The 25,958-nt window shown below is 73.7% G+C and carries 25 protein-coding genes; 11 read left to right on the top strand and 14 right to left on the bottom strand.

The window, feature by feature from the left end; all coding sequences use genetic code 11:
• Positions 1-88: 88 nt before the first annotated feature.
• Complete coding sequence (locus ACFP3V_RS12730; protein ID WP_380583081.1) at positions 89-1,990, top strand: helix-turn-helix domain-containing protein; 1,902 nt, start codon at positions 89-91, stop codon at positions 1,988-1,990.
• A gap of 196 nt (positions 1,991-2,186) precedes the next feature.
• On the opposite strand, the gene ACFP3V_RS12725 is transcribed toward ACFP3V_RS12730, so the two are convergent.
• Both ACFP3V_RS12725 and ACFP3V_RS12720 read right to left on the bottom strand, forming a co-directional pair.
• The gene (locus ACFP3V_RS12725) at positions 2,187-2,774 is read right to left on the bottom strand and encodes a TetR/AcrR family transcriptional regulator (protein ID WP_380583080.1); all 588 of its coding nucleotides are present in this window, start codon (positions 2,772-2,774) and stop codon (positions 2,187-2,189) included.
• Positions 2,775-2,799: 25 nt separating this feature from the next.
• Positions 2,800-3,807 carry an aldo/keto reductase gene (locus ACFP3V_RS12720; RefSeq protein WP_380583079.1) on the bottom strand — a complete coding sequence of 336 codons (1,008 nt, stop codon included), beginning with the start codon at positions 3,805-3,807 and terminating at the stop codon, positions 2,800-2,802.
• A 124-nt stretch (positions 3,808-3,931) separates the two neighbouring features.
• Here ACFP3V_RS12720 and lipB point away from each other — a divergent pair, with 124 nt between their 5' ends.
• The 4 genes from lipB to ACFP3V_RS12700 all read left to right on the top strand — a co-directional run bounded on the left by lipB (position 3,932) and on the right by ACFP3V_RS12700 (position 7,182).
• Positions 3,932-4,723: a lipoyl(octanoyl) transferase LipB gene (gene lipB, locus ACFP3V_RS12715; RefSeq protein WP_380583078.1), complete on the top strand. Its 792-nt coding sequence runs from the start codon at positions 3,932-3,934 to the stop codon at positions 4,721-4,723.
• Between the two features lie 72 nt (positions 4,724-4,795).
• Positions 4,796-5,758 (top strand): lipoyl synthase, encoded by a 963-nt coding sequence (lipA, locus tag ACFP3V_RS12710; protein ID WP_380583077.1) that lies wholly within the window; start codon positions 4,796-4,798, stop codon positions 5,756-5,758.
• Between the two features lie 536 nt (positions 5,759-6,294).
• Positions 6,295-6,468, top strand: coding sequence for a hypothetical protein (locus ACFP3V_RS12705; protein WP_380583076.1), 174 nt, complete (start codon positions 6,295-6,297; stop codon positions 6,466-6,468).
• Positions 6,469-6,489: 21 nt separating this feature from the next.
• On the top strand, positions 6,490-7,182 hold the full coding sequence (locus tag ACFP3V_RS12700; RefSeq protein ID WP_380583075.1) for a DUF4191 domain-containing protein: 693 nt from the start codon (positions 6,490-6,492) through the stop codon (positions 7,180-7,182).
• An 89-nt stretch (positions 7,183-7,271) separates the two neighbouring features.
• Here the strand turns inward: ACFP3V_RS12700 and ACFP3V_RS12695 are convergent, their stop codons facing one another.
• A complete protein-coding gene (locus ACFP3V_RS12695) occupies positions 7,272-7,679 on the bottom strand; it encodes an RDD family protein (protein WP_380583089.1) in 408 nt (135 codons plus the stop codon).
• Between the two features lie 343 nt (positions 7,680-8,022).
• Between ACFP3V_RS12695 and glnA the strand changes: the two genes are divergently transcribed.
• On the top strand, positions 8,023-9,438 hold the full coding sequence (gene glnA / locus ACFP3V_RS12690; RefSeq protein ID WP_380583074.1) for a type I glutamate--ammonia ligase: 1,416 nt from the start codon (positions 8,023-8,025) through the stop codon (positions 9,436-9,438).
• An 88-nt stretch (positions 9,439-9,526) separates the two neighbouring features.
• Here glnA and ACFP3V_RS12685 read toward each other — a convergent pair whose 3' ends face one another.
• Positions 9,527-9,991 (bottom strand): ester cyclase, encoded by a 465-nt coding sequence (locus ACFP3V_RS12685; RefSeq protein WP_380583073.1) that lies wholly within the window; start codon positions 9,989-9,991, stop codon positions 9,527-9,529.
• Positions 9,992-10,100: 109 nt separating this feature from the next.
• On the opposite strand from ACFP3V_RS12685, the gene ACFP3V_RS12680 reads away from it, so the two are divergent.
• Both ACFP3V_RS12680 and ACFP3V_RS12675 read left to right on the top strand, forming a co-directional pair.
• Positions 10,101-10,784 (top strand): TetR/AcrR family transcriptional regulator C-terminal domain-containing protein, encoded by a 684-nt coding sequence (locus tag ACFP3V_RS12680; RefSeq protein ID WP_380583072.1) that lies wholly within the window; start codon positions 10,101-10,103, stop codon positions 10,782-10,784.
• A gap of 55 nt (positions 10,785-10,839) precedes the next feature.
• Positions 10,840-11,676, top strand: coding sequence for a class I SAM-dependent methyltransferase (locus ACFP3V_RS12675; protein WP_380583071.1), 837 nt, complete (start codon positions 10,840-10,842; stop codon positions 11,674-11,676).
• Here the strand turns inward: ACFP3V_RS12675 and ACFP3V_RS12670 are convergent.
• Entirely contained in the window at positions 11,669-12,208 is a 540-nt protein-coding gene (locus ACFP3V_RS12670) for an RBBP9/YdeN family alpha/beta hydrolase (RefSeq protein WP_380583070.1), read from the bottom strand. The genes ACFP3V_RS12675 and ACFP3V_RS12670 overlap by 8 nt on opposite strands.
• Before the next feature lie 151 nt (positions 12,209-12,359).
• Between ACFP3V_RS12670 and ACFP3V_RS12665 the strand changes: the two genes are divergently transcribed.
• Positions 12,360-13,088: a DsbA family oxidoreductase gene (locus ACFP3V_RS12665; protein WP_380583069.1), complete on the top strand. Its 729-nt coding sequence runs from the start codon at positions 12,360-12,362 to the stop codon at positions 13,086-13,088.
• 7 nt (positions 13,089-13,095) lie between these two features.
• On the opposite strand, the gene ACFP3V_RS12660 is transcribed toward ACFP3V_RS12665, so the two are convergent.
• On the bottom strand, positions 13,096-14,244 hold the full coding sequence (locus ACFP3V_RS12660; RefSeq protein WP_380583068.1) for an acyl-CoA dehydrogenase family protein: 1,149 nt from the start codon (positions 14,242-14,244) through the stop codon (positions 13,096-13,098).
• A gap of 89 nt (positions 14,245-14,333) precedes the next feature.
• Here ACFP3V_RS12660 and ACFP3V_RS12655 point away from each other — a divergent pair, with 89 nt between their 5' ends.
• The gene (locus ACFP3V_RS12655; RefSeq protein ID WP_380583067.1) at positions 14,334-14,924 is read left to right on the top strand and encodes a TetR family transcriptional regulator; all 591 of its coding nucleotides are present in this window, start codon (positions 14,334-14,336) and stop codon (positions 14,922-14,924) included.
• Between the two features lie 483 nt (positions 14,925-15,407).
• Here the strand turns inward: ACFP3V_RS12655 and ACFP3V_RS12650 are convergent, their stop codons facing one another.
• A complete protein-coding gene (locus tag ACFP3V_RS12650) occupies positions 15,408-16,424 on the bottom strand; it encodes a ScbA/BarX family gamma-butyrolactone biosynthesis protein (protein WP_380583066.1) in 1,017 nt (338 codons plus the stop codon).
• A gap of 153 nt (positions 16,425-16,577) precedes the next feature.
• Here ACFP3V_RS12650 and ACFP3V_RS12645 point away from each other — a divergent pair, with 153 nt between their 5' ends.
• A complete protein-coding gene (locus tag ACFP3V_RS12645) occupies positions 16,578-17,240 on the top strand; it encodes a ScbR family autoregulator-binding transcription factor (RefSeq protein ID WP_380583065.1) in 663 nt (220 codons plus the stop codon).
• Positions 17,241-17,280: 40 nt separating this feature from the next.
• Here the strand turns inward: ACFP3V_RS12645 and ACFP3V_RS12640 are convergent, their stop codons facing one another.
• From ACFP3V_RS12640 to ACFP3V_RS12610, 7 genes are all read right to left on the bottom strand, one after another.
• A complete protein-coding gene (locus ACFP3V_RS12640; RefSeq protein ID WP_380583064.1) occupies positions 17,281-18,027 on the bottom strand; it encodes an SDR family NAD(P)-dependent oxidoreductase in 747 nt (248 codons plus the stop codon).
• The gene (locus tag ACFP3V_RS12635) at positions 18,024-19,337 is read right to left on the bottom strand and encodes an MFS transporter (protein WP_380583063.1); all 1,314 of its coding nucleotides are present in this window, start codon (positions 19,335-19,337) and stop codon (positions 18,024-18,026) included. Before ACFP3V_RS12635 ends, ACFP3V_RS12640 begins: the two co-directional genes overlap by 4 nt.
• 159 nt (positions 19,338-19,496) lie before the next feature.
• Positions 19,497-19,955 carry a cupin domain-containing protein gene (locus ACFP3V_RS12630; RefSeq protein ID WP_380583062.1) on the bottom strand — a complete coding sequence of 153 codons (459 nt, stop codon included), beginning with the start codon at positions 19,953-19,955 and terminating at the stop codon, positions 19,497-19,499.
• A 77-nt stretch (positions 19,956-20,032) separates the two neighbouring features.
• The gene (locus tag ACFP3V_RS12625) at positions 20,033-21,763 is read right to left on the bottom strand and encodes an AMP-binding protein (protein ID WP_380583061.1); all 1,731 of its coding nucleotides are present in this window, start codon (positions 21,761-21,763) and stop codon (positions 20,033-20,035) included.
• Between the two features lie 39 nt (positions 21,764-21,802).
• On the bottom strand, positions 21,803-23,803 hold the full coding sequence (locus ACFP3V_RS12620) for an FAD/NAD(P)-binding protein (protein ID WP_380583060.1): 2,001 nt from the start codon (positions 23,801-23,803) through the stop codon (positions 21,803-21,805).
• 343 nt (positions 23,804-24,146) lie between these two features.
• Positions 24,147-24,698, bottom strand: coding sequence for a DinB family protein (locus ACFP3V_RS12615; protein ID WP_380583059.1), 552 nt, complete (start codon positions 24,696-24,698; stop codon positions 24,147-24,149).
• A 76-nt stretch (positions 24,699-24,774) separates the two neighbouring features.
• On the bottom strand, positions 24,775-25,958 hold a 1,184-nt coding region (locus tag ACFP3V_RS12610), incomplete at its 5' end, for an RNA polymerase sigma factor (protein ID WP_380583058.1).

Here is a 25,958-nt window from a genome sequence, read left to right as displayed (position 1 = left end):
GGCCCCCGAGCCGCGAGCCGCGCACCCCACCCGAGATCGCTGCCACCGGGGTGCGCGCCTCGTGACATTCCCCCGGTCCCCTGTCACGATGGCCCGCACCATGTCGTCCCAGAGTCCTGACCCGCACGACCCGGACCCGTACCGCCCTGAGCAGCACAATCCGGAGCGGCACCGCCCCGAGCGGCAGAGCCCCGGACCGCACGGCCCCGGGCCGCACAGCCCTGACCTTCGGTTGCTGCGGCTGCTCGCCGAGGGCGCCTCCGCCGAGGAGCTGACGGAGGCGGGCGGCGGCGAGGCGGGCCGGCTGGCGCTGCAGGTGCACCGCACGCTGGCCCAGCACCGGCGCCGCGAGGCGCAGTTGAGCGCACTCTTCGAGACGGCCACCGACCTGGCCGCCTCCCGCGACCTGGACACGGTGCTGCAGGCCATCGTCCGCCGCGCCCGGCAGCTGCTGGGCACCGACACCGCCTATCTGACCCTGCCGGACCCGGAGGCCGGGGACACCTACATGCGGACCACCGACGGGTCGGTGTCGCCGCTGTTCCAGTCGCTGCGGTTGGAACTGGGCCACGGGCTCGGCGGTCTGGTCGCGCAGACCGCACAGCCCTACGCCACCTCGGACTACCGCACCGACACGCGCTTCCACCACACCCGCAACATCGACGCGGGCGTCGGCGACGAGGGCCTGGTGGCCATCCTGGGCGTACCGCTGCTGCTGGAGAAGAAGGTCATCGGCGTCCTCTTCGCCGCCGACCGCAGCCCGCGGCCGTTCGCCCCGGACGAGGTGGCGCTACTGTGCGCGTTCGCGGCGCACGCGGCCGTCGCCCTGGACACGCGCTCCGCGATGGCCGAACTGGCCGAGGCCAACGCCGTGATCCGGGAGCACGCCGAGGCCATGCAGCGTGCCGAACGCGCACACGACCGGCTCACCGATCTGGTGCTGCGCGGCGGCGACGTGGCGGACGTCGCGGACGCCGTCTCCCGGCTGCTGGGCGGCCCGGTGTCGGTGGTGGAGGGGGAGCCCGCCGAGCCGGCCCTCGCGGAGGCCCTGACCGAGTCCCGGACCTCCGGCCGGGCGGTGCTGCACGAGGGCGCCTGGGTCTGCGCGGTGATGGCGGGTCAGCAGCAGCTGGGGGCACTGGTGCTGACGAACCGTCCGCTGCTGGGCGACGCGGACCGGCGTCTGTTCGAGCGCGCCAGCATCGTCACGGCTCTGCTGCTGTTGCTGCGCCGGAGCGTCGCCGAGGCGGAGAACCGCGTCCGCGGCGAGCTGCTCAGTGACCTGCTCGCCGCGCCGGACCGCGACCCGGCGGGTCTGGTGCAGCGCGGGCTGCGGCTGGGGGTGGACCTGCGCAAGCCGCACGTCCTGCTGGCCGCGTCGGCTGCCGACGCGCCGCGCGGGCGGCTGGCCCACGCGGCGACGCAGTTCCTGTTCGGGCGCGGCGGGGTGTCCGCGGAGCAGGGCGAGGAGGTCGCCCTGCTGCTGCCGGCGGCGGACCTGCCGGAGGTGACGGCCCGTCAGGCCGCCGCCCAGCTGGGCGCCTTGCTGGGCGTGCCGGTGACGGTGGGCGGTGCGGGCCCGGCCTCCGGCCCTGCGGCACTGGCCACGGCGTACGCGGAGGCGCTGCGCTGCGCCAAGGCCCTGGTCGCCCTCGACCGCGCGGGCGAGGGCGCGAGCGCGTCCGGCCTCGGCTTCCTCGGCGTGCTGCTGGGCGACGCCCGGGACGTCTCCGGCTTCGTCCGCGCGACGCTGGGCCCGCTGTTGGAGTACGACACGCAACGCGGCACGGAGCTGGTGCGCACGCTGCACGCCTACTTCGCCTCCGGCGCGAGCCTGACCCGTGCCAAGGACGACCTGCACGTCCACGTGAACACGGTGGTCCAGCGCCTGGACCGGATCGGCGCCCTGCTCGGCCGCGACTGGAACCAGCCGGAGCGGGCGCTGGAGCTCCAACTGGCGGTCAAGCTCCACTTCTTGGCCGCGGACTGAGGCGCCGCACGCGGACTGATGACCGTCCCCCGCGAGCCGGCCCCACCGGGCGAACATCGGATGCCGCCAGGGCGCGGCTCCGCCGGGCTGGGCGGGCAACCTGCCATCGAGCGCTGCTCGACCGTGCGACAGAGCGCCCGCCCGCGCCGGAGCCGCACGTCCGCGCCGTCCACGTCCGTTCGGGTGGGGGGCGTGCCTACCTGCGGGCGAGCCCCTGGACGATGAGGTCCAGCAGGGCGTCGAGGTCCGCCTCAGCGGTCGGGCGGGACCACTCCCCGGCGTAGCCGGGATCGTGGAAGTGGGCCGTCGCCTGGAAGACCGCGTGGGCCAGGACGCCCGGCTCGACGCCGCCACGGAAGGATCCGTCCGCCTGGCCGGAAGCGATGACGGAGGCCAACTGGCTCTCCAGCTCGCTCAGATGGTCGCCGATCAACTCGCTGTTCTCCCCGACGAGCACCTGGTACGTCGCGAACAGCTCCGGATCGTCGAGCGCCTTCGCGCGCTTCGCCGTGAACAGGGCCCGGGCCCACCCCCGCAGCCGCTCCTCCGGTGAGCCCGGCCCGGCCGCCACGCCCGGCAGAGCCGCATGCGCGCGGTCCAGCCAGCGGCGGGTGACGGCCGCCCGGAGGGCGGCCTTGCTGGGGTAGTGGCGGTAGACCGTGCCGTGGCTCACGCCGAGGGCGCGGGCCACGTCCACCACGGTGGCCTTCCCCGGACCGAAGCGGCGCAGCACCTCCTCCGCGGTCTCCAGGATCTCCTCGCTGCTGAGGGCTGCGTCCGCCATCTCCCCGATCCGGCCTAACTGCTCGTCACTTCTCGCTGTCCAGGTGCGCCATCTGCGCAGCAACATACCGGTCGCCCGCCGCGGCGCCCTCGGGCACGGCCTCCTCGATGGCCGCCAGATCCTCCGCGTCGAGCTGCACGTCGAGCGCGCCGAGCGACTCCGCCAGGCGCGTGCGCGTCCGCGCGCCCACCAGCGGCACGATGTCGCTGCCCTGCGCCAGGACCCAGGCGATGGCGATCTGAGCCACCGTCACGCCCTTGGCCTCCGCGACCGACCGCAGCGCCTCGACCAGCTTCAGGTTGGCGTCCAGGTTCTCACCGCTGAACCGGGGCTGGGCGCTGCGGAAGTCCCCCGCCGCGCCGGACCGGTCCGGGCTCCAGTGACCGCTGATCAGCCCGCGGGAGAGCACGCCGTAGGCCGTCATGCCGATGCCGAGCTCCCGCAGCACGGGCAGGATCTCCCGCTCGACGCTGCGCGAGATCAGCGAGTACTCGATCTGCAGGTCGGCGATCGGGGCCACGGCCGCCGCCCGGCGGATGGTGTCCGCGCCCACCTCGGACAGGCCGATGCTGCGGACGTAGCCGGCCTCGACCAGCTCCTGGATCGCGCCGACGGTCTCCTCGATCGGGACGTTCGGATCCAGCCGCGCCGGGCGGTAGATGTCGATGTGGTCGGTGCCCAGCCGGGTGAGGGTGTAGGCGAGGGCGGTCTTGACCGCGGCCGGACGGGCGTCGTAGCCGATCCAGTTGCCCGCGGGGTCGCGCTGGGCGCCGAACTTGACGCTCAGCAGGACCTCGCCCCGGTCGCGGCCGCTGCTGCGCAGGGCGTCGCGGATCAGCAGTTCGTTGTGGCCCATGCCGTAGAAGTCGCCGGTGTCGATCAGGGTGATCCCGGCGTCCAGGGCGGCGTGGACGGTGGCGATCGACTCGGCCTCGTCGGCCGGGCCGTACATGCCGGACATGCCCATCGCGCCGAGGCCGAGGGCGGAGACGACGGGGCCGCTCGCCCCGAGAGTGCGCTGTTCGATCTGCATGCCTCCACTATGCCGATACGGCTGACAGATTTCAATAGTTGTCACTCGTTCAGGTTCACCCGGGCGGACGTAAGGTGGCTACGAGCCTTCGGGCACCACAGCGCGGAAGGGGCGTCAGGCAGCGATGAGCAGCGAGATCCGTTTCGTTCATCTCGGCATCGGCGAGCGGAAGATCCCGTACCAGGAGGCGCTGGACGAGCAGCTGCGGCTGCACGCCCTGCGGGTCGCGGACGAGATCCCGGACACCGTGCTCCTGCTCGAACACCAGCCGGTGTACACGGCCGGCCGGCGCACCCGGCGCGAGGACTACCCGCTGGACGGCACCCCGGTCGTCGAGGTGACCCGCGGCGGCGAGATCACCTGGCACGGCCCCGGCCAGCTGATCGGCTACCCGATCATCAAGCTGCCCGAGCCGATGGACGTGGTCGCCTACGTGCGCAACCTGGAGGAGGCGCTGATCCGGCTCTGCGCCGACCTGGGCGTGGACACCAGCCGGGTCGAGGGGCGCAGCGGCGTCTGGGTGCTCGGCGAGCACATCCACGGCGCGGTCGTGGACGAGTCGCAGGTCGTCAACATCGGCGCGCTGACGCTGCGGATGGGCGCGAAGCTCGGCCTCGACCCGCGCCTGGCCGGGCCGGAGTACGCCCCGTCGAACGCGGGCCAGCGGGGTGACGACCGCAAGCTCGCCGCCATCGGCGTCCGGGTCGCCCGCGGGGTGACCATGCACGGCTTCGCGCTCAACTGCAATCCGGATCTGGCGGCGTTCGACCAGATCGTGCCCTGCGGCATCCGCGACGCCGGCGTCGCCTCGCTGACCGGCGAGCTGGGCCGCGAGGTCACGGTCGAGGACGTCCTGCCGCAGGTGCGGCGGCACCTCGAAGAGGTCTTCGCGGGCCTGGTCGCACCGGTCCGGTAAGGACCGAAACCCCCAGGCGTACCCTGGGAGAGCTTTCCCAACCGAAGAATTCGAACTTGTAGGGAGCCGCACGTGTCCGTCGCACCCGACGGCAGGAAGCTGCTGCGTCTGGAGGTCCGCAACAGCGAGACCCCGATCGAGCGCAAGCCCGAGTGGATCAAGACTCGGGCGAAGATGGGCCCCGAGTACACCTCGCTGCAGTCCCTGGTGAAGCGCGAGGGCCTGCACACGGTGTGCCAGGAGGCCGGCTGCCCGAACATCTTCGAGTGCTGGGAGGACCGCGAGGCCACCTTCCTCATCGGCGGCGACCAGTGCACCCGCCGCTGCGACTTCTGTCAGATCGACACCGGCAAGCCCGCGGAGTTCGACCGCGACGAGCCGCGCCGGGTGGCCGAGTCCGTGCTGACCATGGACCTCAACTACGCGACGATCACCGGTGTCGCCCGCGACGACCTGCCGGACGGCGGCGCCTGGCTGTACGCGGAGACGGTCCGTCAGATCCACGCCGTGACGGCGGAGCGCGAGGGCGGCCGGACCGGGGTCGAGCTGCTCATCCCGGACTTCAACGCGGACCCGGAGCAGCTGGCGGAGGTCTTCTCGTCGCGTCCGCAGGTGCTGGCGCACAACCTGGAGACGGTGCCCCGCATCTTCAAGCGGATCCGTCCCGCGTTCCGCTACGAGCGCTCGCTGAAGGTGATCACCGAGGCCCGGGCGGACGGGCTCGTCACCAAGTCGAACCTGATCCTGGGCATGGGCGAGACCCGCGAGGAGGTCAGCGAGGCGCTGCGGGACCTGCACGAAGCCGGCTGCGAGCTGATCACCATCACGCAGTACCTCCGCCCGTCGCCGCGCCACCACCCCGTGGAGCGCTGGGTCAAGCCCCAGGAGTTCGTCGAGCTGCAGCAGGAGGCCGAGGAGATCGGCTTCGCCGGCGTCATGTCGGGCCCGCTCGTCCGTTCGTCGTACCGGGCGGGGCGCCTCTACCGCCAGGCTCTGGAGCGGCGGAGCGAAGCCGTAGTGAAGGTCGGGGGCTGACCGAGGAACGAGGGAGGCACCCGGCCGCAACGCAGGCGCCGCGGAGCGCGACCACCACCAGGCGCGCGGCGGAGCGAAGCCGTAGTGAAGGTCGGGGGCTGACCGAGGAACGAGGGAGGCACCCGGCCGCAACGCAGGCGCCGCGGAGCGCGACCACCACCAGGCGCGCGGCGGAGCGAAGCCGTAGTGAAGGTCGGGGGCTGACCGAGGAACGAGGGAGGCACCCGGCCGCAACGCAGGCGCCGCGGAGCGCGACCACCACCAGGCGCGCGGCGGAGCGAAGCCGCAGTGAAGGTCGGGGGCTGACCGAGGAACGAGGGCGGCACCCGGCCGCAACGCAGGCGCCGCGGAGGGCGAGCCGCCGCGCACGAACGGCGGGGGCGTCCGCCACTGCGACGAGCGTGTGAAGTGGGTCGCACGGACTTCATGAGGGTTTGACGGGAGAGTCACCGAGCGGTAACACCGTGTGGTGATGATGGCGTGGTAGCCGTGGACGCCTGTCCCCGGCCGCCACGTCCCCGAGAGGAGCTGCCCTCATGCCCTCGTTCGCCAAGCAGGTCGGGGAGGCGCTGCGCATCGCCGAGTCCGTCCTGCTCTCCGGTGGCCAGCAGACCGCCCGCCGCAACGCCTGGTCCGCGGTCTGCGAGAACCGCCGCCTCGCGCAGGACCGCCGGGAATCGGAGAGGGTGCTGCTGCGCACGGTTCGCTAGCCGTTGCGTACCATGAACGGCATGGCGAGGCAGGAATCCACCGAGAGCACTGGCCGGGTCGCGCAGATCCGCCAGGCGTACACCATGACCAAGCGGGTCGACCCGAAGATCGGTCTTATCGTCGCCGGTATCGGGCTCGGCACCTTCGCGGTGCTCCTCGCTATCGGCTTTGCCATCGGGCACCCGATCTACCTGGGCATTCTGGGCGTCGTGCTCGGACTGCTGGCGGCCGTCGTCGTCTTCGGCCGCCGTGCCGAGAAGGCGGCCTTCGGGCAGCTGGAGGGTCAGCCCGGCGCCGCGGCGGCCGTGCTCAACAACATCAAGCGCGGCTGGAACATCCAGCTGGTCGTGGCCGCCAACCGGCAGCAGGACGCGGTGCACCGCTGCGTCGGCCGCCCAGGTGTCGTCCTGGTCGGCGAGGGGAACCCGAACCGGCTGCGCCCGATGCTGGCGGCCGAGAAGCGCAAGGTCGCGCGCGTCGCGGGCGACGTCCCCGTCACCGACATCATCGTCGGCAACGACGAGGGCCAGATCCCGCTCAAGAAGCTGCAGATGCACATGGCCAAGCTGCCGCGGGCGATCCAGGCGGCCCAGGTCACCGAGATCAACGACCGGCTGCGCGCGATGGGCGACCTGATGAGCAACGCCCCGATCCCGAAGGGTCCGCTCCCCAAGGGCGCGCGGATGCCCAAGGGCGCCGGCAAGATGCGCTGACACTCCGTCAACTCCGACAGCGGCCCCCNTCGATCCGGACGGGGGCCGCTCTGTCACCCCTGGCGCCTGGAACCCCTTGAGGGGACGGCTCAGATCCGCACCTCGACCGTGTGCACGGCCTTGTCGTGCAGGCCGCGGGTGTCGCGGTCCCAGATCAGCGCGGGCACCGCCAGACACAGCAGGAAGGTCCGCAGGGCCACCTGGACGATCGACGCCCGGCCGCCGTCGAGGCGGACCACCCGCAGGCCGACCAGCCGCTTGCCCGGCGTGGAGCCCGCGGTCGCCAGCGTCAGCACGCTCATCACGAAGAACAGCAGCAGCACCCAGTCGCCGACCTTGTGCACGTCCCGGCCGGCCAGCAGGCCGAAGGAGACGAGGTAGCACAGCAGCCAGTCGATCAGCAGCGCCGAGAGCCGCCGCCCGGTCCCGGCGATCGAGCCGGCGCCCTCCTCGGGCAGCCCGAGCCGCTTGCCCCGGTAGCCGAAATCGGCGCCCATCTGCTCGGCCCCGGAGCGCGGGCCCTCGATCCAGCTCCCGATGACTTTCCTGCTCTCTTCCACGGGTCCACAGTAACCGGGGCCGAACGGACTACCGTGGGCGGTACCGCCGCCGGGCGCGGCGGCCGGAAACCCACCGTCGCCAGTACCCCGTCACTGGTTTAGACCACTCCCTCAGGAGTGAACCGCCGGGCTGTCGCCGGAACGGCAACAGCCCAGCAACGGCAAGGGTTCCCGGCCCTCGCCCGCCGCGCGGTTAACAGGCTGGAAACACAAGGGTCACGAGTGAGAAATGGGCCGTTCCTATCGTTTCCAGCAATCCCCAACGGGCCGAGGAGGTTGGATGTTCAACAACGCCGACGAGGTGTCGCGCTACATCGCGGACAACGACGTCAAGTTCGTCGATGTCAGGTTCTGCGACCTGCCGGGCGTCATGCAGCACTTCACGGTGCCCGCTTCGGCGTTCGACCCCGCCGAGATGCTGATGTTCGACGGCTCGTCGATCCGCGGCTTCCAGGCGATCCACGAGTCCGACATGGGCCTGATCCCGGACCTGAGCACCGCGCGCCTGGACCCGTTCCGCTCGGACGCCACCCTCAACATCAACTTCTTCATCCACGACCCGATCACGGGCGAGCAGTACTCCCGCGACCCGCGCAACGTGGCCAAGAAGGCGGAGGCCTACCTGGCCTCCTCCGGCATCGCCGACACCGCGTACTTCGGCCCCGAGGCGGAGTTCTACGTCTTCGACGACGTCCGCTTCGAGACCAAGCAGAACCGCTCCTTCTACGAGATCGACTCCGAGGCCGGCGCCTGGAACACCGGTCGCGTCGAGGAGGGCGGCAACCGCGGCTACAAGGTCCGCTACAAGGGCGGCTACTTCCCCGTCCCGCCGGTCGACCACTTCGCCGACCTGCGCGCGGAGATGAGCCTGGAGCTCGCCAAGTCCGGCCTGCAGGTCGAGCGCCAGCACCACGAGGTGGGCACGGCCGGCCAGGCGGAGATCAACTACAAGTTCAACACCCTGCTCGCCGCGGCCGACGACTTGATGCTGTTCAAGTACATCATCAAGAACGTCGCCTGGCGGAACGGCAAGACCGCCACCTTCATGCCCAAGCCGATCTTCGGCGACAACGGCTCCGGCATGCACTGCCACCAGTCGCTGTGGGCCGACGGCTCCCCGCTCTTCTACGACGAGCAGGGCTACGCGGGCCTGTCCGACACCGCCCGCTACTACATCGGCGGCCTGCTCAAGCACGCTCCCTCGCTGCTGGCCTTCACCAACCCGACGGTGAACTCGTACCACCGCCTGGTCCCCGGCTTCGAGGCCCCGGTCAACCTGGTCTACTCGCAGCGCAACCGCTCCGCGGCGATCCGCATCCCGATCACGGGCGCCAACGCCAAAGCCAAGCGCATCGAGTTCCGTGCGCCGGACCCGTCCTCCAACCCGTACCTCGCCTTCTCGGCGATGCTGCTGGCCGGCCTGGACGGCATCAAGAACAAGATCGAGCCGCTCGAGCCGGTCGACAAGGACCTCTACGAGCTGGCCCCCGAGGAGCACGCGGCCGTCCCGCAGGTCCCGTCCACCCTCCCGGCCGTGCTCGACGCCCTGGAGCAGGACCACGAGTACCTGCTCGCGGGCGGCGTGTTCACCCAGGACCTGATCGAGACCTGGGTCGACTACAAGCGCACCAACGAGGTCGCCCCGATCGCGCTGCGGCCGCACCCGCACGAGTTCGAGCTGTACTTCGACCTGTAGGCCGAACGGCAGCCCGGCACCTTGCCGACGCAGGCGCCGACCGGAACCCTCCGGTCGGCGCCTGCGCGCGTTTTCGCCGCCGCCCCTGTCAGTCCTGGCTCGGCCAGTCCCAGCCGAGCTGGAGGAACATGCCCAGGCGGTCGCTGACCGCGCGGAGCTCGGCGATCCGGCCGTCCCGCACAGTGAAGATCCAGATCTGCTCGACGTCGCAGGACCGGCCGGTCGGCTGGGGCATGCGCGGGTGGTAGCCGGTGTGCGCGCCGCGGACCCGCAGCCGGGCGACGACCTCGTCCCCCTCGCCGATGAGCTGCTCGACCATGAACCCGTGGCCGGGACGGTCGGTGCTGAAGGCCGCCAACTGCTGCCGGAAACCCTCGATCGCGGCGCCGGGGGTGTCGTCCTCACCGAAGATGATCTTGTTGTGGTCGATCACGTCCGGGGCGAGCAGGTCGACCCAGGCCTCGCCTCCCCGCTCGTTCAGGGCGGCGACGAAGTCCAGGACGACCCGCTTGGCGGCAGCGGGGCGGTTCCCTGCGGCAGCTGTAGTGACCATGTGAAGGATCCCCCTTTTCTTACGGCGTAAGTTTCTTCCCTGCCGAGTCTTCTCTTACGCTGTAAGAAAGTCAAGCCGAGCCCATCGGACCGACGCGTGGAAGGAACCCATGCCCAGCGAGACCTCAGGGCCCCGGCGCGGCCGCGGCGAGCGGGCCGGCCTCAGCCGTGGGCGCGTCCTCGACGCCGCGCTCCAACTGGTGGACCGCACGGGCCTCAAGGGCCTCACCATGCGCGCGCTCGGCGAGGAGCTCCAGGTCGAGGCCATGACGCTGTACCACTACGTCCCCAACAAGGACGCCCTCCTCGACGGCCTCGTGGAGCAGGTGTTCGCCGCCGCGGCGCCCGCCCTCGACCACACCGACACGACGCAGGGCGCCCCCGACTGGCGGGCCGCGCTGCGCGGCTACGCCACCGCCCTGCGCACCGGCCTGCTGCGGCATCCGGCGGTCCTGCCGCTCGCCGCCTCCCGCCCGGCCGCCACCCCTGCGGCCCTGGACGACGTCGAGGCCTCCCTGCGCATGCTGACGGCCGCCGGCTTCCCCCTCGACCAGGCGCTGCACGTGCTCAACACGCTCTCGCTCTTCGTTGTCGGCCACACCGTCGCCGAGGCCCAGCTCTCCGGGGACCCCGGCCGGCCGGGCGGCACCGGATGGCTGGCGGGCCTCCAGGCAGACCGCTACCCCCTCGTCACCCGAGCCGCGCGCGAAGGCCTCGGGGTGGACGACGCCGAGCGCTTCTCCTTCGCCGTCGAGGCCCTGCTGCTGGGCTTCGACGCGCTGCGCGCCCGCTGAGCCGCCGTCAACATCCCAGCAGCGCAACGGACCTACCGAGAGCAGGAGCACCGGCATGACCGACCCCTGGCAGTGGGACGAGACCCTCTTCGCCGGCACGGCCCCCCACTACCGCCGCGGCCGCCTGCCCTACGCCCCCGGACTGCCCGAATCCCTGGCCGCGGAGCTGGGCCTCGACGGCCGCGGCCGACTGCTCGACGTCGGCTGCGGCCCGGGGACGCTGGCGCTGCCGCTGGCCCACCTGTTCCGGGAGGTGGTGGGCGTCGACCCGGATCCCGGCATGCTCGCGGAGGCCGAGCGGGACGCGAGCGGGCGAGGCCTGACCGGGAGGACCCGCTGGGTCCGCGCCCGCGCCGAGCAACTGCCCGACGGTCTGGGCGAGTTCACCGTGGCGACCTTCGGCAACTCGTTCCACTGGATGGATCGGGCACGGGTCGCCGCGACGGTACGCGGCCTGCTCCGACCCGACGGCGGCGCCTTCGTCCACATCGCCGACCTGAAGACGGGGGCCCGCAGCGCCGAAGGGCTCCCCCACCCGGCCGTGCCCGGGGCCGCCGTGGCCGACCTGGTACGCCGCTACCTGGGCCCGGTCCGGCGCGCCGGGCGGGGACTGCTGCCGGACGGGACGCCCGGTGGCGAGGACGAGGTGCTCGCGCGTGCGGGCTTCCCCCACCGTCGCCGGCTCGTCGTCCCCGGCGGGCAGCCGCTGGAGCGGACCGTGGACGACGTCGTGGCCGGGGTCCTGTCGATGTCCTACTCGGCTCCGCACCTGTTCGGCGAGCGGCTCGGCGCCTTCGAGGCCGACCTGCGCCGACTGCTGCACACGGCCTCGCCGGCCGGCCTGTTCTCGGAGCGGCAGCCCAGCACCGAGGTGCGCATCTGGCTCAACTGACCGGCAGCTCCGCCAGCAGCTTCCGGCCGAACGGCCAATCCCCCAGCCCGGAATCGGAGTTGAGGTGCCCATGGGCGCCCGTGAACTCCAGCCGGGCGCCCCATGCGTCCGCGAAGAGCCGGGCCCGCTGGGGGGTGCACCAGGGGTCGTCGGTGCTGGCGACGACGATGCTCGGGAAGGGCAGGCGCTGCAGCGGGACCGGGCAGAAGTTCTCCAGCTCGGGGACCCCCGCCCGCTCGATGTCGGCGGGCGCGACCAGGAAGGCCCCGGCGACGGCGGACGCCGGGCGGGCCGCCGCCCAGTGCGCGGTGAGGACGCAGCCGAGGCTGTGGCCGACCAGCACCACCGGGCCGGGCTCGGCGGCCACGGCCTCGTCGAGGGCGTCCAGCCAGTCGCTCAGCCGCGGCCGGTCCCAGTCGGCCTGCTCGACGCGCCGGAAGGCCGGGTCCGCCGCCTCCCAGCGGGTCTGCCAGTGCTCGGGGCCCGAGCCCAGGTAGCCGGGAAGCACAAGGTAGTTGGGCTGCGCGGTCATGGTCCCTCCCGGGGTCGGCGAATCAGCGGATCCTATCCGGGGCGAGGGACGGCGGCTCCGCCCGGGCCGCGCCTGAAGTTGAGCAGCCGGAATATTGAGCTCCTCATCCTTGTTTCGGGCGGTGAACATCGGCGACAACAGGAGCGACACCGTGCGCGTGGAGATCTGGAGCGACATCAACTGCCCGTGGTGCTACATCGGGAAGGCCCGGTTCGAGGCCGCCCTGGAGCAGTTCCCGCACCGGGCGGAGGTGGAGGTCGTGCACCGCTCCTTCGAGCTCAACCCGGAGGCCCCCGCGATGGCCGAGCCGGTGGTGCCGCTGATCGCGGCCAAGTACGGCCTGACCCTCGACCAGGCGCGCAGCGCGGAGCTGCGGATCGCCGCGAACGCGCAGCAGGAGGGCCTGCCCTACCTGACCGAGGGCCGGGACGCGGCCAACAGCTTCGACATGCACCGGCTGCTGCACTTCGCGGCCGAGCACGGCCGCCAGGAGCAGCTGCTCGATCTCCTCTACCGGGCCAACTTCGCCGAGCAGCGCTCCGCCTTCGACGGGGCCCGGCTGGTCGAACTCGCGGTGGCGGCGGGCCTGGACGCCGAGGCCGCGAAGGCTGTGCTCGCGGACCCCGACGCCTACGCGGACGCCGTCCGCGAGGACGAGGCCACCGCCGCGGCTCTCGGCGCGACCGGCGTCCCCTTCTTCGTCTTCGACCGCCGTCTCGGCGTGTCCGGCGCACAGCCCCCGGCGGCCTTCGCCCAGGCCCTGGAGCAGGCTTGGGCCACCCGCCCGGTCGTCCCCCTGCTCGCCGCCCTGCCCGGCACGGACGGCGGGGAGGCCTGCGGCCCCGACGGCTGCGCCGTTCCGCCGCGCGGCCAGGGGTGACGACCCGTCAGGAGACGAGGGTCAGCGCCCAGGCGTCGGCGGCGGACTGAAGCCGCAGGGCGGCGTGGGACGCGGCCGTGTGCAGGTCGCGCCAGGCCCGGTCGAGAACCCCGTCCGCGCCCGAGCGGGTGTGCACGCCGCCACTGCGGACCAGCCGTTCCACCGCCGTGACCAGCAGGTCCAGGCCCACGGCGGCGTCACGCTGGTTGCGGCCGACCGTCTGCGCGTCCAGCGGACCGTGGTCGGCGCGCTCCGCCGCCTGACGCAACAGCAGTTCCGCCGCCTCGATCTCTCCGGCGGAGCGGGCCAGCGCCAGGCGCGCGTCGGCGGCACGCGCCAGTTCGCTCTCCCGCCCGGGGCGGGCGGCTGTCGCCTCCGCCGTCCAGGCGCGCAGCGCCCGGCGGGCGGCCCCCAGGGCGGGCGCGCAGAACAGCAGCCCGCCGCCGAGCAACGCGGGCGCCTGGCCGCCGCGTGACGACGCCTCGGGACGGGCGGCGAGCAACTCCGCGAGCGGGACGGCGCGGTGGGCCGGCACCACGACACCCGTCGCCGCGACGCTGTCGCTTCCGGTGCCGCGCAGGCCCGGGGCGTGCCAGGTCCGGCTGACCGTCAGCCGCTCGGCCGGAACGGCCAGCACCAGCGCCTCACCGCCGCCCGGTTCCGTCCCGGGCACGGCGAGCAGGAACCAGTCGGCGTGCAGGGCGCCGCTGACGCAGTGCCAGTTCCCGTCCAGCAGCCAGCCGTCCGGCCGCCGCTCCACCCGGCCCGAGGGGGGCGCGAGGGCGGCCGAGAGGCGCACGTCCGGGCCCGCCGCCCAGAGCTCCTGCTGCGCCTGCTCGGGCAGCCGGGTGGCGAACCGGCCGTGCGCGGCCCAGAGCATGGCACACCAGGCCGCAGAGGCGGAGGCCTCTCCCAACTCGGCGGCCCGCGCGAGCAGTTCGGCGAACCCGCCCTCCGTCCCACCCCACCGCCTCGGCACGAAGTGCCGGGCGAAGCCGGCCCCCGTCAGGGCCTCGACAGTCAGCGCGGAGAGGCTGCGGTCACGGTCGGCGGCCTCCGCGCCGGCGTCGGCGAGCGTGACGGCGCCGGCGAAGGCGTGCGGCGCGCCGGAAGGCGCGGGGCGGCCGGCGGGGTGACGAGTGGTCAGCTTCTGCATGGTCCGAATCCGTTCATGGAAGTGGGAAGGCGTTCTGGCATAACATTCGTTTGAGAAGGTTTGTTTCTTCGCGGGCGAAGGGGTGGTTCATGCCGCCGAGACAGAGACAGCAGCGGTCGCAACGGACCCACGAGCTGCTGCTCGACGCCGCAGCGGTCGAGTTCTCCCGCCACGGCTACGCCCGGTCAGGGCTGCAACAGGTGGTGGAGCGACTGGAGTTGACCAAGGGCGCACTGTACGGGCACTTCCCTTCCAAGGCTGCTCTGGCGGCGGAGCTGCTACGCCAGTTCCGTGAACAGGTGGCCCTGCTCACCGCCCCGTCGCCGACGGCGGACCCGACCGCGGCCCTGCTGCGGCTGGCGGAGTGGCTGGAGACCTCGCCCCGGGCCGAGGCAGGGCTGCGGCTGGCCCTGGACGAGGCGCAGTCCACCGGCGCTCCATCGGAGGAACTTCTGGATCTGCGCGGCCGGTTGGGCGCGCTGGCCGAGGCGGCGCTGGCCGCGGGCGGCCGTCCCGACGCCGAGCTGGGCGCGGAGGAGTTGGCGGAGCTGATCACGGCGGTCCTGCTCGGCACGTCCCAGGCCCAGCGCGGCGCGGCCACGGCCGGCCCCGTCGCCCAACTCGCCCGCCTGCTGCGCCTCGCCACCACCCCGGCCCCGGACCCCGCGCGCCCCTCCTGACCCGCACCGGGGGCCAGGTCCGGCCCGCCCTGCCACGCAGCGCAGGCCGGAGGAGAAGCACCCGTGAGGGCACGGCCTGCCGCGCAGAGCCCCGGGGACGTTCCCGGCGGCCGACGACGCTGTGCCCCTGCGGCGCGTCGGCCCGCGGCCCCAAACCTGCGGCCGAGGCCAGGACCTGCCCCGGGCGCGCCCAGCACAAGCGTTCTCGCATCAGACGTGCCTGAGCCTTTCGCCGACGCGGGCTGACCGCACCTCCAACCGGGCCCCGACCGAAGGCCCAACTGCCCAGGCCCGGAACACCGGCGACACCGGAGGAGCCCCGGGAAGCGCACGCGGTCCCGGTCCGCCACCGACCCCCCGGAAGCCGGTGGAGGCCGCGCCCCGCGCGCGATGACGAGTGCAAGTCGCCTGCCGGCCTGACCGGAGGCCGGACAGAGCGGCGCCGCGCAGGTCGGCGCTCGGGTGCGGTCCACCCCGCAGGCGCTAGCCTGCCAGGCGGTTGAGGGCAGCTGATCCGGCCGCCGCGCTCCAGGCCGTCTCCGCGACGGCGAGGACGCGGCCCTGCTGCTCCGCGACCACGCGCAGGCGGTGCACGCCGGAGCGGCCCGTGGTCTCGTCGGCCACCAACAGCCGGACGGGCTGGTCGAGTTCGCCCCAGCCCTGGCAGTCGACCCGGGCCTCGGTGAGCATCAGCGGCAGCGCCGCGCCGCGGCCCCGGTGGGCGCGCAGGAAGCCCAGCTGACGAAAGCCTTCCAGCAGCACCATCAGCGGCAGGTGGTCCGTCGGGTGGTCGAAGAGCACGGCGTGCCCCAGGTCGACCCGCAGGTGCCAGGCGTCGCTCTCGGGAGCGCCCACCGGGCGGCCCAGGACGCTGTCCTTGTCGCGCAGCCGGCCGACCCGCCGGGCGGGGACCGGACGCAGCAACGCGGGGGCGGCGTGGGCGGCGTCCGCCGCGGCTGCGGCCCCGCGGCCGCGCAGCAGCGTGTACCGGCGCTCGTCCACCGCCGTGGCGTCGATGCTGCCGAAGCCGCAGGGCCGGCCGTCGACCAGCAGGTCCACGTCCAGGGCCAGCGGCGTGCGCCCCGGCAGCGGGCGCTCCACCGGGCGGCGGCGGACGTCGAGGACGACGGAGAGCGGGGCGCCGGAGTCGCCGAGCGCGTCGGGCTCGGTGATCCGGAAGGAGAGGCCGCTGCCGATGAACCGGCGGCCGAGCGGAACGTCGAGAAAGCTGTGCGCCACGTAGACCATCGCCTGCCGGATGGTCTCGGCGAAGAGCAGCGGGTCGGTGCGCCCGGCCCGGTCCGGGTGGTAGAGGGCGTGGTCGCGCGGCCACTGGGCGGCGACCAGGAAGCGCTCCTCCTCACCGGACCCGGCGCGCACCGCGTCGGTGACGAAGACCTCGGCGACGGCGGCCCGGTGCACCAACTCCCGTGACACCGGCCGCTGGTAGCTGAGTCCCGGCCGGATCCGGGCAGGCGCGGGCAACGTAGGCTGATCCATGCTGTTTCCCCCTCGTCAACAAGCGGAACCGGCGACAGGCGGAACTTGTCGACGGTCAGTCAGCTTCCGCGAGGGAAAATATACCTACGAGAAGGTATATTGCAACGGCCGGTCGGCCCGGCCCGGATGAACAGCTCATGACCTGGAGGAACCTTGACGGAGCGTCAGCACAGAGGCCGCGCGGCCGCCTCCCGCACGGCAGTGAACAGCCGCGGTGCCGAGCTCAAGCAGGAGCGCGCGCTGCGCACCCGGCAGCAGATCCTGGAGGCGGCCGCCCAGGCCTTCGCCGAGCGCGGCTACCCCGCCGTCACCATCCTGGAGGTCGCCGAACTGGCGGGGCTGACGAAGGGCGCGGTCTACTTCCACTTCGCCAACAAGGAGGCCCTCGCCACCGCCGTGTCCGAGGGCTTCTACGCGCACTGGCCGCGGCTGGCCCAGGAGGTCGCCGAGTCCGGCCTGCCGCCACTGGCACGGTTGCGCGAGCTGCTGCTGCGCACCGCCGCGGACTTCCAGCAGGACATGGTGGTCCAGGCCGGGGCGCGGCTGCAGATCGAGCGGGCGCTGGTCGGCCCCGACCTGCTGCCCGCCCCCTTCACCACCTACCGGACCCTGCTCGGCGAGCTGCTGACGCAGGCTCAGGAGCAGGGCGAACTGCGGCCCGACGCGGACCCGGCGGCGCTGTGCGACGTGCTGGAGTCCGCCATGTTCGGCGCCCAGCACATCTCCTGGGTCCAGACCGGCCGCGCCGACCTGGTGGAGCGGACCCGGCACATCATCGCCGCCGTCGTCGACCCGGCGCGGGCCGTCGAGGGCTGAACCGTCGGCCGCCCGCGCACGGCGGCCGGCCGACGCCGCGTCAACCCGCCGGCTCCCGGTGCACCTTGTGCTGCGCCGCCTGGGCGCGGGGCCGCACCACCAGCAGGTCGATGTTGACGTGGGCGGGCCGGGTCACCGCCCAGGCGACCGTCTCCGCCACGTCCTGCGCGGTCAGCGGGGCCGCGACGCCGGCGTAGACCTGCGCCGCCCGTTCCGCGTCGCCGCCGTAGCGGTTGAGTGCGAACTCCTCGGTGCGGACCATCCCTGGGGCGATCTCGACCACCCGCACCGGCTCCCCGCACAACTCCAGCCGCAGCGTGGCCGCCAGAGCGTGCGCGCCGTGCTTGGCGGCGACGTAACCGCCGCCGCCCTCGTACGCCACCTGGGCCGCGGTGGAGCTCAGCACCACCAGCACCCCGTCCCCGCTGCCGCGCAGCAGCGGCAGCAGCGCCTGCGTCAGGTGCAGCACGCCGAGGACGTTGACCTCGTACATGGCCCGCCAGTCGGACGGCCGTGCCGTCTCCACCGGGTCGGCGCCCAGCGCGCCGCCCGCCACGTTGACCAGCACGTCGCAGCGGTCCAGGCCGCGGGCCGAGGCGGCCACCGCGGCGGCGACGGTGACGTCCAGCGGCGCGGCCGTGCCGCCGATCTCCTCCGCCAGCGCCTCGACCCGGTCCTTGCGCCGGGCCGCCGCCACCACGTGGTAGCCGGCCCCGGCCAGGGCCCGCGCCGTCGCCGCCCCGATGCCGCTGCTCGCGCCGGTCACCACGGCCACCGGGCGGCTCATCGGGCGGCCGCCTTCGGCTCGCGCGGCATCACCAGCGCGGACAGCACCGCCGGCGCCGCGCCCACGACCAGCATGACCACCGACCAGGACGACACCGAGAGCAGCGCGGGGATCAGCAGCGGGGTGACGAAGGCGCCGCCGAAGACCATGGTGTTCTCCAGGCCCAGCGCCGTGCCCGAACGCTCCGCGCCGGCCATGGTCGCGATCTCCGCGTAGTGGACGCCGTGCCAGCCGCAGGCGAGGAAGCCGCTGACCACCAGCAGCGCCGCCACCAGCCAGGCGGGTGCGGAGCCGAACAGGCCGACCACCGTGAAGCCGAGCGCGATGACCCAGCTGTAGACGGTGACCAGGGTGCGCCGGTTCCGGCCGCCGCGGCGGTCGGTCCAACGGCCGCCCCAGACCCGGGAGACCGCGCCCAGCACCTGGACGACGACCAGCAGGCCGGCGATGGTGCCCAGCGACAGGTGCTTCACCTCGTGCAGGTAGACCGAGCCGAAGGTGAGCACGGTGAACTGCGGCAGGTCCAGCAGGAACGCGGTGATGGCGACCCGCCAGATGTCCCACCGCAGCAGCGGGTTGGGGACCGAGGTGGCGGCCTGGTCGGCGGTGGCCTTGGTGCGCGCCAGCGGCGGCTCGTCCAGCCAGAGCACCACGGCGACCGTGGCGAGCAGGCAGAACAGGGTGAGGAAGCCGAAGACCCAGCGGAAGCCTGGGCCGAGGGCCAGCGGCGGCAGGACGGCCGCGCCGATCGCGCCGCCGGCCGGCACCGCGGCGACCCGCAGACTGATGGCGAACCCCCGCTTGTGCGGCGGGAACCAGCCCATCACCGCGCGGCCCGAGGCCCCGTTGACGCAGCCGCCGAGGGCGCCGGCGAGGAACAGCACCGCGGCCAGCGCCCCGTAGGCGGGGACGGCGCCCCCGCCGGGGACCAGGAACACGGTGACCGCGGCCAGGGCCAGGGTGGTCCCGGACAGGCCGGTGATCAGCACCCGGCGCTCGCCGATGCGGTCGGACATGATGCCCCAGAACACGTCGGTGACGAAGATGCCGCAGGTCACCGCCGCCAGTACCAGGCCCAGTTGGGAGGCGGAGAGCCGGTAGGCGCTCTGCAGCAGCGATCCCGAGGTGGGGATGCCCTGGAACGCCGCGCTGAAGGCGGCCTGCGCGCCGATGCCGATGCCGAGGATGCCCCACTTGTAGCGCGGTCCGTGCGCCTTGCCGGAGCGGCCGAGAAGGATCTCGTCGGAGGGCGGCGGCGCGGCCACCGCCGGGATCTGCTGAGGGGTCAGGTCGGTGACCTGTTCAGACACGGTGAACTCCCGTTGTCGAGGCTCGGGTTGTGGGTGGTGGAGACAGGGCCGGGGCGGCGGACGGGCCGCCCCGGCCCGGATGGCGGCGTTTGGATCAGGCGGTCACGCGCCGGGTCAGGCGCCGGGTCACGCGCCGGGTCACGCGCTCGGCGTATCGGATCAGGCGCTCAGCGGTGCTGCGGCCAGCGCCAGGCCGTCGTCCGGCAGTTCACCGGGGCGCAGCGGCAGCGTGCGCTTCTCGCGGACGACGAGCATCTTGCAGCCCTCGGGGCTGGCCACCCGGTGGATGCTGCCCGGCCGCTCCAGCACCAGGGTCCCGGCGCGGTAGCGCTGGCCGTTGTCGTTGACCAGCTCGCCGTCGAGTATGAACAGCAGCTCGAAGCCCAGGTGGCGGTGCAGGTCGCCGTGGGCGCCCGGCCGGAAGTGGGCGATGTAGGCCTCGGCCCCGTCGGGGCCGGTCTCGTCCCCGGTGTAGAGCCAGCGCACGTCCACGGCGTCGCGCCCGGGCTGGACGTAGGGGTGCCAGGTGATCTGACCGTCCGTCAGGCCGTCGCCGAAGAGGTCCTCGAAGACCTCGACGTCACGCTGCTGGGGGCGGTAGGCGGTGGGCTCGGACATGGTGCTCCTCCTCGGTTCTGCGGTCGGATGTGCGGGTGAAGGCGGTGCGTCGGAAGGCCGGGCCTGACGTGGCGCGGTCACAGGCCCGGGGCGGACTGCGCGGCCAGGGCGCCGAGCAGGTCCTCGGTCCGCCACTCGGCGGCGGGCGCCGGGCCCGCGGGGTCCGCGGCGCCGTTGGCGCGCAGCTCGGCGCGGCGGATCTTGCCGGAGGTGGTCTTCGGCAGCTCGGCGAACTCGAGCGCCGCGATCCGCTGGTGCGGGGCCAGCCGCGCGGCGGCGAACTCCAGCACGGACCGTGCGGTGTCCCGGTCCGGGGTTCCGCCGGCGGCGAGGGCGACATAGGCCTTGGGGACGAACATGCCCACCGGGTGCGGCACCGGGACCACCGCGGCCTCGGCCACCTGCGGGTGCTGCAGCAGCACGCTCTCCAGCTCGAACGGGGAGATGCGGTGGTCGAAGCACTTGAACACGTCGTCCCTGCGGCCGACATAGGTGAGGTAGCCGTCGGCGTCGATACGGGCGATGTCCCCCGTCCGGTACAGCCCGCCGGAGAAGACCGCCGCGGTCTTCTCCGGGTCGTTCAGGTACCCGGTCATCAGGCCGACCGGACGGTCCGTCAGGTCGACGCACAGCTCGCCCTCGGTGGCGGGCCGTCCGGTGCGGGGGTCGACCACGACCATCCGGTAGCCGGGGAGCGGCCGGCCCATCGACCCGGGCCGCACCTCGCTGCCGACGGTGTTGCCGACCATCGCGGTGGCCTCGGTCTGGCCGTAGCCGTCCCGGATGGTCAGCCCCCAGGCCCGGCGCACCTGTTCGATCACCTCGGGGTTCAACGGCTCGCCGACGGAGGTGAGTTCGCGCAGTCGCGGCGGGCGGGGGCCCAGCGGGTGCTGCACCAGGGTGCGCCAGGCCGTGGGCGGGGCGCACAGGCTGGTGGCTCCCTCGGCACGGACCAGTGCGAGCAGCTGCTCCGGCCGCCCGGGCTCGACCTCCAGCGAGAGCACGGTGGCCTCGGCGTGGAAGGGGCCGAAGAAGCTGGACCAGGCGTGCTTGGCCCAGCCGGGTGCGGAGACGTTGGCGTGCACGTCGCCGGGCCGCAGCCCGTTCCAGTACATGCCGCTCAAGTGGCCGACGGGGTAGGAGAGATGGGTGTGCTCGACCATCTTGGGGGCGGAGGTGGTCCCGGAGGTGAAGTAGACGAACAGCGGCTCGTCCGCCCCGGTCTCCCGGTCCGGGGTGAAGGCGTCCGGCTCGTCGTGGCTCTCGGCGTAGCTGAGCCAGCCCGGCACGGGCGGCCCGGTGCAGATCCGGGTCAGCCCGGCGGGCGCGTCGGCGAAGCGCCCGGTGAGCCGGTGCGAGGTCAGCACGTGGGCGACCCGGCCCCGCTCGAGCCGGTCCGCGAGGTCCCGGCCGGACACGCTGGTGTAGGTGGGGACGACGACCACGCCCAGCTTGATCGAGGCCAGCAGCGCCTCCCAGACGGCGAGTTCGTTGTCGAGCATGAGCAGGAGCCGGTCGCCGCGCCGGACACCCTTGCGGCGCAGCCAGTTGGCGACCTGGTCGGAACGTCGTGCCAGCTCCGCGTAGGACAGCGCCTCGGCGCGGTCCGGTCCGACCAGCCGGACCGCGGTCTGCCCGGCGCGCGGGCCGGCGGCCACGGCGTCGAACCAGTCGAGCGCCCAGTTGAACCGCTCGGGCCGGGGCCAGCGGAACCGGTCGACGGCGGCGGCGTGGTCCTCCCGCAGGTCGAGCAGCAGGTCTCGGGCCGCGCGGAACTCCTCGGTGGCGGCCGGGTTTCGTCCGTTCACGGTGTTCTCCTCGGTGGCTTGCGGGTTCTCCGGCACGGCTCAGCCCGCCAGGGGCAGCGGCGCCGCGTCGGCGGCGTCGGCGGTGCCGGACAGGGGCCGGACGGTGGGCTGCGGCACCGCCACCGGCCCCTGGCCCGTCACCTGCCGCAGGGCGTCGGCGGCGATGGCGTCGGCGTCGGCGTGGAAGCCGGCCATCGGACCGGGGCGGCCGTTGCCGATCTGGGTGAACCAGCGCTGCTCCTCGGTGGGGATGCCCAGCGCGTAGAGGTCGCGGGAGGGCCGCCCGGCCGCGTCGACCACCCGGAACGGGCGGCCGGTGACGGCCAGCGCGCCGGTGGTGAACCTCGCCCCGTCCCTGGCGTTGATGTTGACGTGCGCGGTGGCCAGGCCGTCGGCGATCATCTGCCGGGTCAGCGGCGAGGAGTCGATGTGGACGTTGGGCCGCGGGATGCGGGCGTCCACCAGGACCCGGGCGGTCACCCGGGAGTCCGCCACCTGCGGCGAGTCGAGGGTGAAGACCCCGTGGTCCTCGTCCGTGCCGATCCGGGTGCCGGGGCCGACGACGGTGAGCAGCCCGGCCTCGATCAGCGCGGCGGTCTGCTGGATCCGCATGACCGGCGGGCCTGCGGAGACCATCGTGTTGATCGGGTTGAACCAGGCCAGGAACTCGTCACGGTGCGAGTCCGGGTGCAGGCTGGAGAACTCCACCGCCTCCCGGACCAGCCCCCGGATGTCCCGGAGGATGTCCAGGGCCGCCTTCAACGGCCCGTCCACGTTGCCGAGTTCGGCGGCGTCCGCGTCGGCGCGGAGCACCTCGAGCAGCCGGTCGTGGAAGGCGTCGGGGCCGGCGAAGCGCTCCCCGCGGAACGGGCGGGCCATGGCCTCGAGGTCGATGGCGGGCTGGTCGGCCAGCCCGGCCTCGGCGAGCACCTTGTCCAGGGCTCCGGGGTTGCCACCCGCCACCGCCTCGGCGTAGCGGTCGGCGAACTCGGCCGCGGCGTCCCGGCCGTCGCGCACTCGCACGGCGGTGGTCCGGTACACGTAGTCCACCTCGCGCAGCATCAGCGGCAGCACCTGCTCGCGGAAGCGCAGTTGGACGTTGCCGGAGCGGGAGACGGCCTGCTTGCGTGCCTCGGCCAGCGCCTCCGACGTGAAGAAGCGCGGCTGGTAGCGGTACAGCGCGTCCTTCTGGTTGCGACCACGGGCCGGGAGCGGCAGTCCGCTGCGGGAGCCGGCGTAGAGCCGGGGCTCCAGCCCGGAGGGGTGGTACCGCAGCCTGCCGTCCGGCCCCGGCCGGAAGGCGCCGCCGCGCCCGGTCGTCAGCAGCGCGGCGACGTCGTAGAAGGTCAGCCCGAGCCCGAGCACCGCGACCGGCTCCCCGGGCTCGATCCCGGCCAGGTCCATGTCCGCGGCGGAGTCTCCGCGCAGGTACCTGGTGCGCGGGTGCCGGGAGGCGAAGTCCAGCAGGTCCCGGTCGGCGTCCTCGGCCCGGTTGCGCGGGTGACCCGTCGTCAGCACGACCTTGTCGACGGTGAGTTCCACCCCGTTGCTGACACAGAGCCGGTAGCGTCCGTCCGTGCTGCGCCGCAGCTCGCGGGCGCGGCCCTGGAGGCTGCGCACCTCGACGCCCGGCGGCAGGTGGCCGATGATGCGGGCGAAGACGTCCCGCAGGTAGGTGCCGTAGACGCGGCGCGGGGCGTAGGTGTTGGGCGAGGGCGGCTCCTCCCCCAGCTCCTCGGCCCGCGCGCAGAGCCACTCGTGCAGCGAGGGCCCTGCCCCCGCCCGCCACGGCCCCTCGTCCGGGCCCCCGGAGTAGAGGCTCACCTCTACCGCCGCCGTATTCATGACAAGCCATTCGGGCTGGTCGGTGCGCCAGATCCGCCCGGCTCCGGGCTCCTCCGGCTCCACCACCGTCACCCGCACCTTCGGGCCGCCGCCCGGCCCGCCCCGCTGCGCCTCCCACAGCCGGGCGACCAGCCGCTCCAGCACCGACAGTCCACGCGGGCCCATGCCCACGATGGCGAGATCGAGATCCGCCATGCTCTGTTCCCCCTCGCATGCATCGAACCAGCACCGGCGTCTGCCGGCGAAAAAAAGAATACCTTCGCGAAGGTATTTTTGTTCTGTGATCCAAGACACAATGGGCACGAGCGTGCGGTCATTCCTGACGGGGTGTCACGAGGCGGTGCGGAGAGCTCCTCCACCGCGCGCCCCGCTTCACGCGCAGGCGGCCGCGCACACCCTGGTGCCGCGGCCGCGACGGCGGCGAAGCCGCGGGCGACTGGGGACGGGGCGGGCGACGGGCGACGGGCGACGAACGCGGCGAGCGCCGGCCCCGCCCACCACTCCCCCTGCCGCCGCCAGGCCCGGAACGGACGGTCCGTCAGCCGCAGCGTGGCTCCCCCTCGGCGCCGCCGCGCCCGCCGCCTCCTGACGTCAGGACCAGGTCCTGACGGCCGTCGAGCAGTTCCCGCACCGCGTCCAAGTGCCCCGCGTGGCAGGCCGTCTCGGTGATCACGTGTAGGACCACCTGGCGCGCCGAGTCCAGCCGCCAGGCGCCGAAGAGCCCGTCCGGCCACCACGCGGGCTCCGCGTCGGGATCGAGGCGCGCCAGGACCTCGTCCGCCCGCGCGGTGTCCCGGCGGTAGCCGTCGAGCACGTCCGCCGCAGGCCGTTCCGGGTCCACCGTCCAGGCGTCCCCCGCCGCGATCGCGGCCTCGCCCTCGCCGCCGAGCACGGCGCGGAACCAGAACCGCTCCACGTCCCGCGCCAGATGGTTGACCAGGCCCAGGCAGCTCCAGCCGGACGGCAGCACCCCACGCCGCAACTCCGCCTCGCCCAGCCCCTCCAGGCTGCGCAGCACATGGGCCCGCTGGCCGGCCAGCGCGTCGAGCAGCCCCTGCAGTTCTCCCGTCCGGACCGGTGTCCTCGTCATGGTGAATGCCTTTCTCCCGGAGATGCGGTCACCCGGATGACGAACGACCCCGCCCGGACCGGACCGTGGCGACGTGTCAGTTCTCCAGCTCGGCGGCGCGGTCCAGCAGGGCGCGGCGGTCGGACGCGCCGTGGCTGCGCGCGGCCGCCGCGCGGAACAGCGCCGCGCCGCGCACCTGGTCGCCGGCCCGGGCGGTGAGGTCCGCCTCGGCGGCGAGCGCGAGCGGATAGTCCGTCAACTGCCCCCGGACGGCGGCCAGCAGGGCCAGCCCCGCCTCCGGGCCGTGGGCGTAGCCGTGCGCCACCGCGCGGTTGAGCTCCACCACCGGCGAAGGCTGAAGCGCGGCCAGTTCGTCGTAGCAGGCCGCGATCCGGCTCCAGTCGGTCGCGGCGAGCGAGGGCGCGGCGGCGTGGCAGGCGGCGATGCGGGCCTGGAGGGCGTAGGGCCCCGGCTCCCCCGCGGTCTCCCGCAGCAGGGCCAGGGCCTCCGCGACGGCGGCGTGGTCCCAGCGGGACCGGTCCTGCCGCTCCAGCGTCAGCAGCCGCCCCTCGGCATCGCGGCGGGCGTCGCGGCGGGAGTGCTGGAGCAGCAGCAGCGCCAGCAGCGCGCGGGCCTCCGGCTGATCCGGCATCAGACCGGCCAGCAGCCGGGCGAGCCGGACCGCCTCCTCGGCGAAGGCCGGCTCGCCGTCCGCGTTGTAGCCCTGGGTGAAGAGCAGGTAGAGCACGGCCAGCACGCCGGGCAGCCGTTCGGCCAGCGCCGGTCCGGTGGGCACGCGGTAGGGGATCCGGGCCTGGGCGATCTTCGTCTTGGCCCGGGTCAGCCGCCGGGTCATGGTGGACTCGGTGACCAGGAACGCCCGCGCGATCTCCGCCGTGGGCACCGCGCAGACCGTCCGCAGGGTCAGCGCGACCCGCGCCTCCGGGGCGAGCGCGGGGTGGCAGCAGGTGAAGACCAGCCGCAGCCGGTCGTCGTCGATGCCCCCGGTCCCGCTGCCGGGCGCGGGCTCCCGCGTCGCGGCGGTGAGCGCGAGCACCGCCAGGTCGCGCAGCCTGCTCCGTTCGACGGTGGCCCGGCGCAGCACGTCCGTGGCCTTGTTGCGGGCCACCGTCATCAGCCAGCCGCCGGGGTTCGCCGGGACACCGTCCCCGGGCCACCGGGACAGGGCCTGGGCCAGCGCCTCCTGGGCGCAGTCCTCGGCCAGGTCCCAGTCCCCGGTGATCCGGATGAGCGCCCCGACGATCCGCGGATAGGCGTCGA

Origin of the sequence: Streptacidiphilus monticola, assembly GCF_042658505.1 — a bacterium.
Taxonomy (GTDB): Bacteria; Actinomycetota; Actinomycetes; order Streptomycetales; family Streptomycetaceae; genus Streptacidiphilus; species Streptacidiphilus monticola.
Note: the sequence above shows the minus strand (reverse complement) of the source record. Positions and strands in the feature narration are given on the sequence as shown.